Raw genomic sequence first — 15,993 nt, 5'->3', positions numbered from 1 at the left:
TCCTCCTTATCTGTTTACATTTGGCGGAAAGCCGAAGCCTACTGGATGGTGCTTGCAGAAAGACGCTATCCAATCATCTAAAGTTGTTACTCTGATTCGACCGATATTATCTATTACCTTGCCATCGCCTATATAAATGCCTACATGACCATAGGTAAGTCCTGCACTGCTTCCACTACTACTACTTTCAACTGCAATAAGCATTCCTACCTTGAGTTTTGATTTATCTGATGTAAAGGTGTGGTTTCGGTACATATCACAGGCATTTCCTCCGATATATCCAAGTCCTGCATTTTGATAAACCTGCGATACCCACATAGCACACCAGCCTGCACCCGGAGATGGCGTAATGTATGCAGCATTTACAATCTTCTTTTGAACTTCCGTAGAAGCTTCATATTCTTTTCCACCTCCGATACCTCCATTGGAAGCAATAAGGTCGCTATTACCAAAGGCTTCTCCCATATTGCCTTGAGCAAGGAATAAAGCTTCATAGTGTTTCAGATTGTCAGGATAGTTTGCAAAGACTTCCTTTATAATGCTGTCCATTTCCCTTTTATGAAGGGTTACAATGAGTTTCTTGTACTCGTAAGGTTCTTCATGGCTTTCGGTATATTCATTTCCATCTTCATCGGTATAGGTTTCTGTAACTGTCCTGTATCTGATTTCTACTTCTTCCTTATACTCAAGGTCATACATGGACTTAAAAAGCTCATTTAATACAGAGCTTACTTCCGATACATTCTTTACTTCTCCGCACCTTGATGTAATGTAGGATAAAAGCTCATGTACATTATGCCCGATGTACTCTGTGTTATTTAGGATGTACTCGTCATATCCGGGATAATTCTCTTTGACATGATCAACCTCGTTTTGAAGCTCACTTTCCATAGCGGAAAAGTTCTGATTGATTTCATTTAGGACATTTGGCTTTGACAAATAGCTTGTTGTAAGAACAGAACTTGTGGAGTTCATAAAGCCTGTCATTCCCGTTCCTGCAAAGTTGATAAAGAAAGTTCCCAAAATAATAAGACCTATGAAAATAATCATAAGTCCCTTCGCTTTTCTTAATATAACTTCCTTTGAACTTTTAAGACTTCCTATAAGCCCTTCCTTAATGCGATCTCTAAGCCTTGACTTATTCTGCCTTTTAATGGAATCTTTCATCTGCTTTCGCTTTTGAAATCGCTTAAAGTTATTTGCTTTTTGATACTCCTGTGTCTTTTTTAGCTCCTCTTTGGCATCTCGAAACTCCAATTTGGATTTTCGCTTTCTGATTTTATAGTCCTTATTCGTAAGGTCATATCCTTTTTTTGCTTTTTTCTTATCCGAGTAGTTCTTAATGCCATGAATGAGCTTTGAGCTTGCATCGGCTGTCTTTTCTCCTGCCTCTACCCCTTTGTTTTCATCGCTTCCATGGGATAAGTAATCTCTTACGGTTTCACTTCCTTTGGCAAGTCCTGAAAGGGCAGATACTTTTACCATATCTTTCTTTAGCTTTTTCTTCTGCTCTTTAGAAAGGCTGCTATGAACTTTTTCGCTGACAGCATCTGTTCCCGCCTTTTTACCTTCAGTCTTATTTTCCTTTGATACATCTTCTTTTTTTCTTGTATAAAGGCTTTCGGTGTAGTTTTTTCTCTTATACTTTCTCTTTTTAGCCTCATAACTTTTAGAGGAACTTCCAATAAACTCATCTTTTTTATGGAGATTATCATCCACATCATAAGTTGACTCAAAATAGTCGCTGTCCCTAAAGTCATTGTCATATCTATCTATGATTCCGTCATTATCAAGGTCTTTTCCTAAAGGATCATAGATTTTTCCGTCCTTAACCTCAGTATCATAATCCGCTTTTCCGATTTCTTTTTGACTTACACCTCCAGTTTCAGTTACAGAAGCTATGCTATCCTTATCGGAAGCTCTATACCTTGCATTTCTTTTGGAAGCACCTCTAATCGGTTCAATGTCAGAGGTCATTTTGCTTGTTTTCTCATGCACCTTATCTTGAAATCGGTCTTTGTCATGGACGATTTTCCCTCTGTAATCATCGTTATGCTTTAGCTTATTTTCTTCAGGCTCAATGCTCATATTACTTTTCAGTGTTTCCTTTTCTATCCTTGCCCTTTGCCTTTCCTTAAAGTCCTTTTTCAGTTTCTTTCCCATAAGCCTACCTCACTTCTTCAGGCTTGGTTGTCATCTTCTGATAAAGGATTGTGTCTTTCGGGAATTTATCAAGGAAAGGAACAATGGTATTTCCAAAGAACAAAAGTCCTTCTCCTGCATTGGAATTGGTTACATATTTTAGCTGTGGCTGTGAGATTTTAAGTTTCCTTGCTAAAATTTCTCTATCGCCTGAAGCTTGATTAAGCATTAAAACAAAGTCCGTATTATCAAAGATATTTTCAATTTCCTTACTCATCAGTAGGTCTTTGACATTCTGTGTAATTCCTGTCGGAATTCCTCCCCACTTACGAAATCTTTTCCAAATCTCTACGGAATAGGAAGCTGTCTGCTCGTCTTTTAACAATAAGTGAAACTCGTCGATATAGTACCTTGTAGACTTATTTCCTCTGTTTTGCGATACTTTGTTCCATACCTGATCCTGAATAACAAGCATTCCGATTTTTTTAAGCTGACTTCCAAGCTCCTTAATATCAAAACAAAGAAGCTGCTTATTTAAGTCCACATTGGACTGATGGTTAAATACATTAAGAGAGCCTGTTACATAAATCTCCATTTCCGTTGCCAGCTTTTTACCAACTTTTTCTTCCTGTCCTTTTAACATATCGTATAGGTCTTGAAGTATAGGCATATTACAAGGTTCTGGATTTTCAAAATACTTTTCGTAAATCTTAGGTAGGCATCTATCTATAACCGACTTTTCTTCTGCCGTAAGTCCACTACCACCAACTACAAGCTCAAGCATAGACATAATGAAGTTTGCCTTATCTTTCAGTGGTGCGTCCCCATCGCCATAGTTCATATTGATGTCAAGGGGATTTAGATAGTCTTTTGACTTACTGCTAACCTTTATGACTTCTCCTTTAAACTGACGCACAAGGTTTCCGTACTCGCCTTCCGGATCGCAGATAATCACATCATCATCCGTTGTAAGAATGGCATTTGCCATTTCTCTTTTTGCACTAAAGGACTTACCACTTCCCGGAGTTCCGAGAATTAGACCGTTTGGGTTTTTCAGTTTCTTTCTATCTGCCATAATCAGGTTATGACTTAGGGCATTTAGTCCATAATACAAACTGTTCGCCGAATTTATGAAAAGCTCCTCTGTGGTAAAAGGCATAAATACTGCCGTAGATGATGAGGTTAGTCCTCTGTCAATTTCAATCTTATTTACCCCAAGAGGAAGTACACTGATTAAGCCCTGCTCTTGGGAGTGATCAAGTCTTTTTAGCTTGCAATTATGCTTATTGGCAATAGAGCTGATTTGAGAAATGGTATTGTCCAGCTTTTGGATTGTCCTTGCAAAGTTCATAAAGATAATGGTTACAACAAACATTCTTTCATCTCTTGTCTGGAGGTCTTTTAAAAGGCTTTTTACATCTTCTCCATAGGTGATTAAATCACTTGGAAGAATGTCCATATCATATCCCGACCTTACAGCCTTTTTGTTTTCCTCAATCTTCATCTTGTCAATATCGGTATTTTTTCTTTTTACCATCTTGATGGCTTCCGACTGCTCGATTGCCTTGATATGAAAAGAGATATTGATGTTGTCATCTATATCCAAAAACTCTGCAAGCATACGGTCGGAAAGCTCACTTGCAAGGATTTGAAAATGACTCGCTGCTCCGATAAATTTTCCAAACTTAAAATACCTTGACGGTGTAAAGTTAAATTCATCAGGAGCAATGTATGTCTTTGTGCTTTCTTTCTTCTTTAAGTCCTTATATGAAAATTCAAAGGTCTTATTCGGATTTAAAACATCATGAAGTATCTTCAGCCTTTCCTCTCCGTTAAGGCTTTCTGCTCTTACTCCCATACTTTTAAGACTCGATAATATATCTATCTCCAGTCTTTCCAGTTTTGATGTTGCCTGCTCTAAATTATCCGCTTCCACTGTAAAGGTTACATACTTTGATTTTTTCAGTCCGTTATTTCCCTTTACAATCTGACTTTTCAGCATTTCTCTAAACTCAAGGCGAATATCGTCAAACCCGTCCTTTTTATCCGGTATTTGAATTGCTGATTTCATTTCTTCATTTCTGCCAAGCTGATTGATATATGAAAACTCTATGCTGACACTTGGATCAAAGGAATTAAGGAAATTTGCAAACTGATTAAAAATCAAATCTCTATCTTCTTCTAAAGCAAGCTGATAGTTTATATCCTCAAAGGCGATACTCTTATTAAAATGCTTTTCATCAATCTGACATATCCCGCTTTTTAAGAGTCTAAGATAGGGAATGGTATCTTCAACAGTGTATCTTTTCGGTTCTTTCCTAAAGATAAGGTCAAGTAATCCGCCCCTGTCTTTTTTAGACTTTCCCTTATTTTGCTTTAAGTCCTGTTTTTGACTTCTTAACTTCTTTTGGTTTTGTTCTAACTTTAGCTGCTGAATCTTTCTTTTGTCTTTCAAGGTAAACCTCCTTTCTCACTCTTTTTTGTGGCTGATAAAATTTGTGAAGGTAAATATACTTAAAATATTTCTCAAAGCTAAGTCCGTCCTTTTCAAAAAGAGTGATGAAAAATATAGGGAGAGTGGACACAATGAGAAAGATGACTGCTATATCATTTGGAACAACCTTTCGCATAAATAAATAGATTGGTATTCCAATCAGTCCTGCAATCGTAAAACCGATGAGTTGTCTTTTTGTCAGGTTGAATGCAACCTTTGTTTTTACCTTCTTTAAGTCTTTTGGGATAGGTACATACGCCATAACTTACCTCCCATCTTCTTTACCCTTTGAAAGCTCCTCTATATGCTCATATACGGAGCCGATTTCTTCCTGAATACTTGCAATCTGTTCATTTGTATTTCTGTTATATCTTTCCTGCATTAGACAAAAATCATTGTGGCAGCGACCGATGTCCTTTGTTCTTTCTTCCAAGTCATTCACTTTGCTGTGAAGCCTGATTCTATCCATCACTGCCAAAATACCTGTTCCAACTGCTACTGCTATCAATACTGTTTTTCTTTTGTTCATCATATATTTCCTTTCTTTTAGTGTGCATTTAATACGCTTTTGGCCAGTGTTCCGCTCTTTAGCATCATTAACCCTAGCAAAACCGCATATCCAAGTATCGTAAAGGTACTTGTGTGTATATCTGTTATCTGTATTGTCTTAACTAATACTGCGTATATTCCAAGACAAACCATTAAAAAGAGTCCTTGTAAGCCTATGGCAAATAAGCCTTTGATATAGTTTGTTCCGATTTGTCCCCACTCTTTGTTTCCCATTGTGGCAAAAGGAATGGCTGAAACGGATGAGTAAACATAAATCTCAAACATTCTGCCGTATACCACAAGCATAATCACAATGGAAATGACCTGTATTGCCACCTTTATGAGCGAGGTTTCAAAGAGTATCATGACAAGCTCTCCAAGACCTTTATCTTTTAAGCCTTCTACCATCGTTACAATCTGATCTCCGGAGATAACGGCAGAGGTATTAATTACCCCTGCCGCTTTATTTACCATGTGCTGTGCCACATCAAAGACTGCCATAGAAAACTGAAAAGCATGGGACACTAACCATACGGCAATCCACATCTTTATGATGTACTTGAAAAATTCAAAGGTATCTGTATCGTGCATATTGTTCTTTTGCATAACCATATTGATAAGCTCGATACAAAGGACTGCCGTTATGATTAGCCCTGCAATGGGGATAATGACAGAGTCGTTAATGCTTTTGATAAAACTAAAAACCTGTCCGTTCCACCCCATCGGTGTCTTTCCCACATCCGTTGCAATCGCACCAACTTTATCGTTGATGTCAAGAAACATGGACTCTAAGTTTGCTTGGATACCGCCCAGTAGAAGATCTTTGAAAAACTCCTCTATCTTGTCGAATATCCCAAACATTTAATTTCTCCTTTTCTTCTTACTTGAGTATATTTGCAAGAAGCGGAATCAGCTTTAATCCGATAAGGACAATACCGCCTCCTGCCATAAGCTGCTTAATGCCCTGAGATTTTGCACCCGGATTGTCATTACCATAACCTTCCATCAGGTTAATAACGCCCCATGCTCCAAGTCCTGCACCTACTGCCATAACTAAAATCTTTAATACATTTACTGCCTGTGTAAAAAATTCCATAATTTATTCCTCCTCGTGTTCTTCTTTCTTTTCAATCTTGTTGTATGACTTCACAACAAAGTTTTTGTAAGTCTTTCCATCTTTTTCACGCTTCTTAAAGTATCCAAAGATATGGATCAAATCGCCTTTTTCAAAGGCTTTTGCTGTTTCTGACTTTCCACCATAAGCTGCACAATTGATATATTCCTTGCCTTTCCCATACTTTTTTACAAGTGTGAAGTTTGCAACTTCAACCGTTTCTCCCTCTTTGTCAAAACTTGAAAAAGTTGGTTCTGCCAATAAGTTGGCATTGATGTTAATCATTTCTTGCTTCATTAAAAATTTCTCCTTTTCTTTTCAATAAAAAAAGCGACTGGAGTTTTTTCTTTTCCAATCGCTGATACTCTTGCTATTTAGTTTTCCTTAGTGGGACTTCTTATCCTTACCATCTTTCCTCCTTATTTTGAGTAATAAAAAAGCAGCAAATCTATGTTCTTTAGACTTACTGCACTCTTGTAATAACCGTTTCTCTATTTAATTTTGCTTTCCCTTTTCTCTTGATATATTCCTCAATATCAAAGGCATTTTTCTTATTAAAATCTTCAAGTAACTTGTAATTCTTATGCTTTGTAATATCAAATTTATCTGATAAAAACGGTCTTACACCTCGAAGTTGAAAAATACATTTACTGCCGTCCATAACCGTTATCTCATCTTGACTCATCAGCTCTTTTCCTGTCTTTTGATAATTTAGTCCATAACTATTAGCATTGGAGCGTGTTTCCGATGTATTATACAGGTCTATGGTTTCTTTCCCCAATGTTTCAGATAGCTCTTTAAGTGTTGTCTTTTCCTTTCCACCAAGAAACAAGGTGCTATCACAGTTACCTACAATCGTATCTGCATTGTCCTTGTAGATTGCCTTTAGCTGAGATTGTGCCTGCAAGATAATACTTGCTGAAATCTCTCTTGAACGGATTGTTGCAATTAGCTTCTCAAACTTTGGGATTAAGCCGATATTTGCAAACTCGTCAAGCAAGCACCTTACATGAACAGGTAATCTTCCTCCATACTCATCATCTGCCTTATCACAAAGTAGATTAAATAACTGTGAGTACATGATAGACACCACAAAGTTAAAAGTATCATCTGTATCGGAGATAATAACAAAAAGTGCTGTCTTTCTATCTCCAAGAGTATCAAGCTCAAGTTCATCTTCTTTCATCAAGTCCCTAAGCTCCTGAATATCAAAAGGAGCAAGCCTTGCACCACATGAAATAAGAATAGACTTCGCCGTTTTTCCTGTAACAACTTGTCAAGGACTTTCTAATCATTTTTATCTCCTTTTTGATGTTTTTTCATCTCCATTTCTCTAAGCATTATCCTTTTTAATTTGTCTTGCATGGTTTCCGTTGCATTTTCATTAAAGTGGACAACAACCTCATAGGTTACTTTCCCAATTTTCTTTATCGTCTTTGTTCCTGTATTCTGTTCATTTTTATTTTCTTGCATATAGTTTTCCTCCTGTTTGTTGCAATTAAAAAAGACGATAGATTTTTACTTCTACCGCCTTGCTTAAAGCTCATATAACTGTCTATTCTGTTATCTGCATATTAAATTTTCAAATTCTTATTGTTTAACATTCCACCAAACATTGTATGATACATATCCTTAGAGGATTCTTCTATCTTGGTAATACTTGATATTTTATTTCCTGCGTCCTTTGATGAAGCTCCGCAAAGATAAAAGGCTTCATTTTCTGTTCCATAGTCTATTGCAATATATCTATCGTGATATTTTTTGCCTGCAACCTTCATTTTTAAGTTGATATTTGGATAATCTCTTCTAAAATCATTTAGGATGTTTTTTGTAAGCATATCTTTATTTTTCACATTGTCGCTAAAGACTATAATTTCAACATTGTCTTTTGCAGCTCTTAATAATTCTAAGGTTTTCAAGCCTATATAGTTATCTATTACGTAAATGCTTTTCTTTGCTGACTTATATATTTTTGTATAGGCAACATCCGCTTCAATCTTATCTCCATTCATCAAAAGGAAATGCTTGTAAGTGTCCGGATCGATAAAATTATCCATTACTTTTTTCAAATCTTCTTTAGTAGCCATTTGAGATTTTATTTCTGCAATATCATTTGTGTTTTGGTTGGTTTGAATAGCTATTTGGACTAATTCTTTTGAACCGATAAAATCTTGATTTTCAATAATGAAGTCTTTCATCTGCTTAAATGTTCTAATTAAGGCTCTGCTTTGCCTAATCGCAAGTTCTCCCCTTAATACAGTCATAAGCATATAAATACCTTGTTCCGTAAAGGCATTTGGTAGGTACCTTGAGCCGCCCCAACTTGAGGTGAAATTTTTGCACCTCAAGTTTTCAAACTCATTCTCGGTCAATTGAAACATAAAATCTTCGCCTTCAAACTTTTCAATATTATTTTTTACCTGTCTATTAAAGTTTTTAGTTTCATAACCATATATTTCAGCTAAATCTGCATCAAGCATTACTTTTTGTCCACGAATGAAATATATTTTTTCTTGTATAGTTTTATCATCTACAATAACTATCTCTTTATTTTCATCTGCCATGAAATGCACCTCCAAAATTATCTAAATATCTTTTCCAATCCGCCACGCACTGCGTAGCTTTTTGAAATAAGTCTCATATCTTTTTATATTTTTCTACTCCACCTTCAGCTTTTCCGATGTGTTCTACATTTTTCACAAGTCCCTTATTTACATTTTCATAAAACCATCTGCCAATCAAAGCCGGCGGTGTTGCTATTAACTCTCGTAAAACAAATTCTTTGTCTTTCGGCAAAAAGCTTATTTTATTTAGTAAGGTATTATATAAGTCAACATAACTTGTATTTTCTTGTAAACTGCTACACTTACAATATTCACTAATACTTGGGTAATTACCCTCTATAACTTTTTTAGTTAAAATTTTCAGTTCTTCATCGTTTACTGTAAATTGAATTCGCATTTATATATCCTCTCTTTATAACTGAGTTTATTATCATATCACTGTCATTTTATCATAAATACGATGATTTTTCCATACTGCAATTTTAAGCCCTCACATGATGTTTTCACACTTAGCTATATTCTGATACCTCTTTTGCCATTAACGCTCTAAAAAAGCCTCTCCACCGTCTTATATGAGATTATAAATGTTCTCCATTGTCATAATCTTCAAGGGTATATACTGTTGATTTACTACACTCCTTTAATTTCCCTTTATCTTGTTCATACCAATGAATTAAGGTCGCATAATGGTCTTTGTAGTTTCTTCCTGTGCTTTGCATATAAGTCGAAAGCTTTTCTATCATTTTCTCCCTATGACCTTGCATTTTATCCTTTAACTTTCCATATTCTTCATCTGTTAAGGAAACATTTTTATATTCTCCGTAAAAAACGGGGGATATTTTTTCTATCTCCCCCTCTTTTTCTAACTCTATATCTATTTCTTTCTCTATATCTCCGTTGCAATTTTGTTGCAAAAGGTTGCAATGTGTTGCATTAGTGTTGCATTGCAACGCTTTTTGTCCTCTCGATTTTCTCGAACGCCTTGTAGACGCTGTTTCTGAACCTATAAGACTTGGGATTTCTGTTAAAAAATACTCGTCATTTTCTGTGATTATCTCCATCAATCCTTGTGCCATAAGATAGTTCACTATAACCATTACATCATCTTCCGTTTCATCAATCGTTAAGGCAAGCTCTTTGATAAAGTCTGTTTCTACTCCATCATAATACAGCTTCCCACTATCTTTTAAGCTAAGTAAAAGCAATTTAAGATAAATGATTGTATAGGTATCTCCTCCTGATATTTTTCTTAGCCTTTTGATTCTCTTATCTGTAAAAAAATCTTCTTTCAATTTTAACCAATAGTATCTTCTGTTGTCTGCCATTTTTATCTTTCCTCCCCTTTATTTTTATAATTTTCTTTAGCCTTTTCTTTTGCTTTTTGTTTGTACTGACCCTTTCTTTCCTCTTGCTCTTGAAATTTTTTCAGTTGTGCAATTACACTTGGTTTATCTCCCCTCTTAATTGCCTTGTCTATCTCTATAGATAAATCTATTCCATACTCGTCACCCACAATCTTTACTGCATATTTGATATGATCTATCTGCTTAAATTCGTCTTGAACTTTAGCTTTATCTTCAGTTAAGTCTTGTATCTCTTTTTCAAGGCTTGATATTTCTTTCTGCCAATCACTCGACTTTATAGCTGATGTTCCAGTAAATTTTTCTATAGTCTTTCTTGCTTTTTTGTAGTTTTCAATTTCATCTTTATGTGAATTGTTAAATTTATCTTTAAGAAAAGTTTTATCTTTATATTCCTGATATACCGCCTTATTTTCTTTGATGATGTCTGCACAAATAAAGCAACGATTTAACTCCTTTATTCTTTGGGTTTTGCTTTGAATATCTTCACTTATCTTTTTGCTTTGCTTTGCCAGTTCAAAAACTTTTTCTTGTAGGTCTGCTATGGTTTGAAGATGATTATCTTTTAGATAGTAGATTGCTTTTACAAATCTCTTTAGGTCTGCATTTCCCTTTTTTATCTGTCCATAGTAGGATAGATTTTTTGTTTTTTCTCCCTGTATTTCGTTGTAGATAGAAATATATTCATAAAGGTTAAAGAGTTCTGCTTTGTTCTCCAGTTCATCTTTCTTGGTCTGTTTATACCCATCGTATTTTGCTTGCAGATTTCCAAGTAAAGAGTCTATCCAAGAAGTGATTTCTTTTATCTTGTTCTTGATAGCTTTTACTAAAGAGTTATGTTTTTTTATTTCTCTGTTGATGTTTCCTTTGTCGGTTTCGATTCCTTTTTTCTCTAAGGCACTGGCACTTGCTCCCATGTGAATGGTTGGGATTTCTTCTATCCCTTGCCTTTTGTAGGAACGATGATCCACTCTCTTTTCTTGATGATTTTTTTCTAAATACTGATTACAAAGTCTTGCAAAATTCTCTCTCCATTTCTCTGCGTTTCCTTTATTGTTCCAGTCTGTCAGCTCTACTTTTCTTGTTTTGTAGTTCCCGCTTTTTAGTTTTATCTTTTCTCCATTTTCATCAATTACATATTCTTTTTTGCTTTTTGCCTGCCACTCTCCTTTTTCATTGATTGGTCTGAGGGTAGTCATAATATGTGCATGGATATTATTATTTTCTTCATCACTTTCATCATGGATTGCAAGGTCTGCTATCATTCCTTTTGATACAAAATTTTCTTGTATGAAGTCGGTAATGAGTTTCTTATTTTCTTCAAAGGATAATTCTTTTGGTAAGGCGATAATGAAGTTTCTTGCAAGCTGTGCGTTACTTGCTTTCTCATTTAGTTCAACGCTATTCCATAAAGTAGTTCTATCTTTTAATGCTATGGGAACATTCTCCGGCAAGAAGATTTCTGAATGTAAAAGTCCTTTTTTATTATGATAGTCATGAACTTCTCCATCCCATTCATTTTTGATTTTCTCACAAGAGATATATGCTGCACTTGCAACTGCCGATTTACTTTTTCCTCTGCTTATCATGGAAATATTAAAGTGAAATGTTTCTGCCATCTTCATAAGCTCCTTTCATTTTTTATTTGTTTTTAGGTAAAGGAAAAAAGCAGACAGGCTATTTTTTGTATCTTTTCCTATCTGCTTTATCCGTATATTTTTATTAAGTTTTGGATTTTTTAATACTTGCTAAAATCCCTTAGTTTTTCTAAGGGCGCAATTATACACCCTAAAGGGTGTTTTGCGTTCTGCGAAGCTTTTTGCCCTTGCAGGGAGCTTCTGAAAAAACTAAGTTTTTTTATTCTGTTCACTCAATATCTGTTTCATCTTCCATATCTTTTCCATTTATCATTTCTTCATAGGCTTGTCTGTATTCTTCTGTATCAGTAGCAACTTTAAGTAGTTCTTCTATCTCCTCATTGGCAAACATAAGGGAATTTTCAATTACTCTTTCTACTATCAAGCCTCTTTGTATGAGCCTGTGATTTCTTCTTTTTCGTTCCTTTTCATTTGCCAGTTTTTCTAATTTTTTGCCTTGATTTTGTAATTGTTTCAGCTTTACATCGCACTTTTCTCTTTCTTCCTGAAGTTCAGAAATTTGTTCCTGTACTTCCTGTAATGTTTTTTCTTTCTTCATTTTTAATTCCTCCGTTTTGGTATCTGCTTGTTTCCATAAAGAAAGGTTAAGCACCTTTTTTGACACTTAACCTTTCCAAGTTTTTAGATTTTATCTTCTAAAATCTTTCTCAGTTTTTCTAAAATCCTATCCCTCCTCCCACTGATTGCTTGATGTGTAACTTTCTCTCTTCTGCTGATTGACCTTAGACTTTCTTCTTTGTAGAAGATGGCTTCCATTAGTTCTCGTTCTTCTTTTGTAAGAGTATTTAATGCTTTATGAAGTTCTTCAATTCGCATTTTTACTTCTACAATTTTTTCTAAGTCTATCTTTTCATCTATGATGTTATCTACAAAGTGTCCATCATGATCCAGTGCCGAAAATGGTATTACATTATGCTTCCAATCTTTTCTTTGGAGATACTTTTCATGCTCTGTTATCTTCCAATAGGCTTTGTAGACTTCTTCACTTACAGGTACGGCTTTGCCTTTTACATAAAGGTAATATTCTTTCTTTGCCACTTAGTCATCCTCCTTTTTAAGTTCTCTGTTTTGGTTTTGAGAATAAAAAAGGAGGACTTCTACACTTTGGCGTAAAAAGTCCTCTCGGCTTAAAAACTAATGTTTTATATAATTTTCTATTTGGTCGTTTCTGGTAAAGTATTATTGCTATGTGTAAGCAATTCCAAGAATAAAAAAGGATAATTATATCGTTCTGTGAAAACCGAAACTATAAGTTTTGACATAATTATCCCTCCATTATTTTCCCTCCTAAGTAAATTTATTATTAAATCACTCCTGCTTTTTCAAAATGCTTTTTGAGTATCTTTGTTGCAACGAATGCTCCTATGCAAGCAAGAACAAATGTTATCAAGGCAAAGCCTACTGCCCATGAAACTTTGAAATAAGATAATGCTTCATTTATTTGTGCTTCACTCATTTTCCATTTTGATGCTCTTTCCACAAAAGAAGCTGTTCCGAATAAAATCACAGGAATTACTGTCCCTAAAAAATCCGCTAATGCAAATATCCCATATCCAATAATCATTCGTCCCTTGCTCTCATAATTTCCTATAATCAAATCACATATAATTCCACCGATTACAGCAAAGACTGCATGAGGCAAATGTCCTCCTGACAATGCAATTAAACCAAGAAGCGTTCCTGATATTGTAAATACGCCCTTCTTTTTAACTTTCAAAGCCATAAGGATATAAACGGTAGCAGCTACCATAAAGCTAACTCCTGAAGCAATAAATCCTCCAATCACTGTTGTTGCCATAGCAAATGCAACCGCCATGTATATGACAATTCCAATTGCATTAAAGATTCCGATTGTAATAAAATCACGACCATTTAATTTGTTTTTCATAAAAGTCCTCCTAATAAATTTTCTGTATTACTATCACAAGAGCAATCATCAAAGCTCCTAATAGTCCAATCAACAAATCCGTTGTTCTAAACCTCAATTTTGTTAATGTAACCCTGTTCTCATCACTATCAAGTCCTCTAATGAGTGCTGAAGCTGACAGTTCATCTGAAATCTTAATCATTCTCATTAAAAGCGGAACAAGCGTATATTCAATATATTTAATTGGATGTAGCAAGGGGAAAAATCTACTTGTTACGATTCCTCGAATCTTCATATTCTCTTTTAATGCCTTGAGTTCTATTTTTATAGTTGGTACAAACCTAAGCAAAACACTAAAAGGTATACCAATGCTTCTTGGTACTTTCATTCTATTTAATGCTTCAAGCATTTCACTTACACTTGTAGTCTTTGTTATATATCCACCAAACATAGCAATTAAGGTCATCCTTGATGCAAAGTAAATAAACATATATATTGCAAATACGATACTTGCTTCACAAAACTTTCCAAGCCATAACTCTATGCAGTATAAAATCACAAAAAACAAAATAAAGCGTAATGCTCTTTTCCACATACTGCTGTATACATACAGAAAAAAGGCAAAGAGAATCAGTCCGAAAAGTAGAATTGTATCGCTTATAAAAAAGCTCGTAAATCCAACAATTGGAAGTAGAGTAAGTTTTATTCTCGGATCGACTGTTTTTCTATCCATCAAGTTATCTACCTCCTCTCATCTTGTCCAATATGAGAATTTTATTACTTTCACTCATATTCAAAACACTTTCTATTTTTCCATCTCCCATTACCCAGAGCTTACTCACTGTGTTCGCTAAAAACTCAAAATCATGACTTATTACCAAAACTGTTATCCCTTTTTTTAATTGTTCTTCAATCAGTTTTGCGACTGAAAGCATTGAGTCTTTATCACAACCTGATGTTGGTTCATCATAGATGAAAACTTTTGCCTGTTTCATCATTCCACAAGCTATTGTCAGTCTTTGTTTTTCTCCTCTTGATAAAGCAAACGGATGCTTATCTATATATTTATCTAAGCCAAGAACATTCAAAATAGACTTTGCCTTTTGGGTATTTTCTTTTTTATCTTTATTTGAAATACCAAGCAGCATTTCATCAAGTACACTTTCCGAAAATAACTGATAGTCTGAATCCTGAAATACAAAATATGACATATCCATTAAATCTTTACGATTCAACTCTTTATCTTTTTCCGCCCATATTTTCCCCTCTTTTATCTTCTCAAGTCCTGAAATTACCCTTGCAAAAGTAGTTTTCCCAGTACCATTTAACCCAATAAGACCAATGGCTTTTCCACACTCCATATTGAAATCAAGATGATTTAAGATGTATTGATTTTGCTTATTTCCAACCTTAGTTGCACTTGGGTAACAAAATTTCAAGCCTTTCCCACTGATACTTTCATCATTTAATTGATATAAATCTTTCTTCTCACTTATCCTGTATTCTTTTAATTCAAGAGTTCTTAGTCCATTATCATCCCAAAACTTCCCTTCAAGATGGATAACTTCTTCCCGACTCAAGTCCTGTGCAATCTCTCCATCTTTAACCAAAAGAAAACGGTCAAATAAAGATTTTACATAGTACAAACGATGTTCAATTAGAACAACAGTTGTTCCCTTTTTCTTTAATTTTTCCAAAATTAAAAATAGGTCAAATGTTGCTTTCATATCCAAATTTGCTGAAGGCTCATCTAAAATTAAAACTTTCGGATTCATTGCATAGATGCTTGCAATAGCTATCTTTTGTTTCTGCCCGCTTGATAATTCAAAAACAGATTTTCCTTTCAGTTCCTCAATATCCAGCTCTGCATATACTTCTTCTACTCTCTGTTTGATTTCATATCTTGATTTGCAGATAGTTTGAAGCCCAAAAGCTATTTCTTCATCTGTCGTTGTCGTGAAAAATTGACTTCTTGGATCTTGAAATACAGTACCTACAATACGCCCTATTTCATGAAGCGATAATTTGCTTATATCTTTTCCGGACGCAAAGGCTTCTCCTTGCATTTTGCCTTTGTAATAATGTGGAATAAGACCATTCATTACACTTCCAAGAGTACTTTTACCACTTCCACTTTTCCCTGAAATTAAAACAAATTCACCTTTTTTAATTTCAAGATTGATATTTTTTAAAGCAGTTCGCCCATCTTCCCATTCATAAGAAACATTTTTTAACAAAATCATG

At 34.9% G+C, this 15,993-nt stretch carries 17 protein-coding genes and 1 pseudogene; all 18 read right to left on the bottom strand.

The features are described from left to right. Positions 1 to 6: 6 nt before the first annotated feature. The 18 genes and pseudogenes from RGT18_RS03280 to RGT18_RS03195 all read right to left on the bottom strand — a co-directional run bounded on the left by RGT18_RS03280 (position 7) and on the right by RGT18_RS03195 (position 15,992). A complete protein-coding gene (locus tag RGT18_RS03280) occupies positions 7 to 2,163 on the bottom strand; it encodes a CHAP domain-containing protein (RefSeq protein WP_338175178.1) in 2,157 nt (718 codons plus the stop codon). 4 nt (positions 2,164 to 2,167) lie between these two features. Continuing rightward, positions 2,168 to 4,597 (bottom strand): VirB4-like conjugal transfer ATPase, CD1110 family, encoded by a 2,430-nt coding sequence (locus RGT18_RS03275; RefSeq protein WP_338175176.1) that lies wholly within the window; start codon positions 4,595 to 4,597, stop codon positions 2,168 to 2,170. Next, positions 4,509 to 4,898 (bottom strand): PrgI family protein, encoded by a 390-nt coding sequence (locus RGT18_RS03270; RefSeq protein ID WP_000332197.1) that lies wholly within the window; start codon positions 4,896 to 4,898, stop codon positions 4,509 to 4,511. Before RGT18_RS03270 ends, RGT18_RS03275 begins: the two co-directional genes overlap by 89 nt. Positions 4,899 to 4,901: 3 nt before the next feature. After that, positions 4,902 to 5,168: a conjugal transfer protein gene (locus RGT18_RS03265; protein ID WP_479631613.1), complete on the bottom strand. Its 267-nt coding sequence runs from the start codon at positions 5,166 to 5,168 to the stop codon at positions 4,902 to 4,904. Between the two features lie 14 nt (positions 5,169 to 5,182). Further along, on the bottom strand, positions 5,183 to 6,046 hold the full coding sequence (locus RGT18_RS03260; protein WP_000466901.1) for a VirB6/TrbL-like conjugal transfer protein, CD1112 family: 864 nt from the start codon (positions 6,044 to 6,046) through the stop codon (positions 5,183 to 5,185). A 19-nt stretch (positions 6,047 to 6,065) separates the two neighbouring features. Further along, a complete protein-coding gene (locus tag RGT18_RS03255; RefSeq protein WP_338175169.1) occupies positions 6,066 to 6,281 on the bottom strand; it encodes a Maff2 family mobile element protein in 216 nt (71 codons plus the stop codon). Positions 6,282 to 6,284: 3 nt separating this feature from the next. Beyond that, a complete protein-coding gene (locus RGT18_RS03250; protein ID WP_338175167.1) occupies positions 6,285 to 6,596 on the bottom strand; it encodes a single-stranded DNA-binding protein in 312 nt (103 codons plus the stop codon). Positions 6,597 to 6,762: 166 nt separating this feature from the next. Next, positions 6,763 to 7,575 (bottom strand): annotated as a pseudogene (locus RGT18_RS03245) (VirD4-like conjugal transfer protein, CD1115 family); the annotation flags it as partial. Positions 7,576 to 7,586: 11 nt separating this feature from the next. Further along, positions 7,587 to 7,772 carry a transposon-encoded TnpW family protein gene (locus RGT18_RS03240; protein ID WP_028078917.1) on the bottom strand — a complete coding sequence of 62 codons (186 nt, stop codon included), beginning with the start codon at positions 7,770 to 7,772 and terminating at the stop codon, positions 7,587 to 7,589. A 101-nt stretch (positions 7,773 to 7,873) separates the two neighbouring features. Next, a complete protein-coding gene (locus RGT18_RS03235; RefSeq protein ID WP_002838522.1) occupies positions 7,874 to 8,863 on the bottom strand; it encodes an ORF6N domain-containing protein in 990 nt (329 codons plus the stop codon). A gap of 73 nt (positions 8,864 to 8,936) precedes the next feature. Continuing rightward, a complete protein-coding gene (locus tag RGT18_RS03230) occupies positions 8,937 to 9,260 on the bottom strand; it encodes a hypothetical protein (RefSeq protein WP_028078916.1) in 324 nt (107 codons plus the stop codon). 181 nt (positions 9,261 to 9,441) lie between these two features. Next, on the bottom strand, positions 9,442 to 10,188 hold the full coding sequence (locus tag RGT18_RS03225; protein ID WP_028078941.1) for a phage replisome organizer N-terminal domain-containing protein: 747 nt from the start codon (positions 10,186 to 10,188) through the stop codon (positions 9,442 to 9,444). A 2-nt stretch (positions 10,189 to 10,190) separates the two neighbouring features. Further along, the gene (gene mobQ, locus RGT18_RS03220) at positions 10,191 to 11,843 is read right to left on the bottom strand and encodes a MobQ family relaxase (RefSeq protein ID WP_049691251.1); all 1,653 of its coding nucleotides are present in this window, start codon (positions 11,841 to 11,843) and stop codon (positions 10,191 to 10,193) included. Between the two features lie 247 nt (positions 11,844 to 12,090). Further along, a complete protein-coding gene (locus RGT18_RS03215; RefSeq protein WP_028078447.1) occupies positions 12,091 to 12,420 on the bottom strand; it encodes a DUF3847 domain-containing protein in 330 nt (109 codons plus the stop codon). An 83-nt stretch (positions 12,421 to 12,503) separates the two neighbouring features. Then, a complete protein-coding gene (locus RGT18_RS03210) occupies positions 12,504 to 12,920 on the bottom strand; it encodes a sigma-70 RNA polymerase sigma factor region 4 domain-containing protein (protein WP_001074477.1) in 417 nt (138 codons plus the stop codon). Between the two features lie 265 nt (positions 12,921 to 13,185). Further along, positions 13,186 to 13,770 carry an MptD family putative ECF transporter S component gene (locus RGT18_RS03205; RefSeq protein ID WP_000791747.1) on the bottom strand — a complete coding sequence of 195 codons (585 nt, stop codon included), beginning with the start codon at positions 13,768 to 13,770 and terminating at the stop codon, positions 13,186 to 13,188. Positions 13,771 to 13,780: 10 nt separating this feature from the next. Beyond that, positions 13,781 to 14,482: an energy-coupling factor transporter transmembrane component T gene (locus RGT18_RS03200; RefSeq protein WP_000375396.1), complete on the bottom strand. Its 702-nt coding sequence runs from the start codon at positions 14,480 to 14,482 to the stop codon at positions 13,781 to 13,783. A 4-nt stretch (positions 14,483 to 14,486) separates the two neighbouring features. Next, a complete protein-coding gene (locus RGT18_RS03195; protein WP_028078446.1) occupies positions 14,487 to 15,992 on the bottom strand; it encodes an ABC transporter ATP-binding protein in 1,506 nt (501 codons plus the stop codon). Position 15,993 lies beyond the last annotated feature (1 nt).

Origin of the sequence: Solobacterium moorei, assembly GCF_036323475.1 — a bacterium.
GTDB classification, from domain to species: Bacteria; Bacillota_I; Bacilli_A; order Erysipelotrichales; family Erysipelotrichaceae; genus Bulleidia; species Bulleidia moorei.
This window is presented reverse-complemented; position numbering and strand designations above follow the sequence as displayed.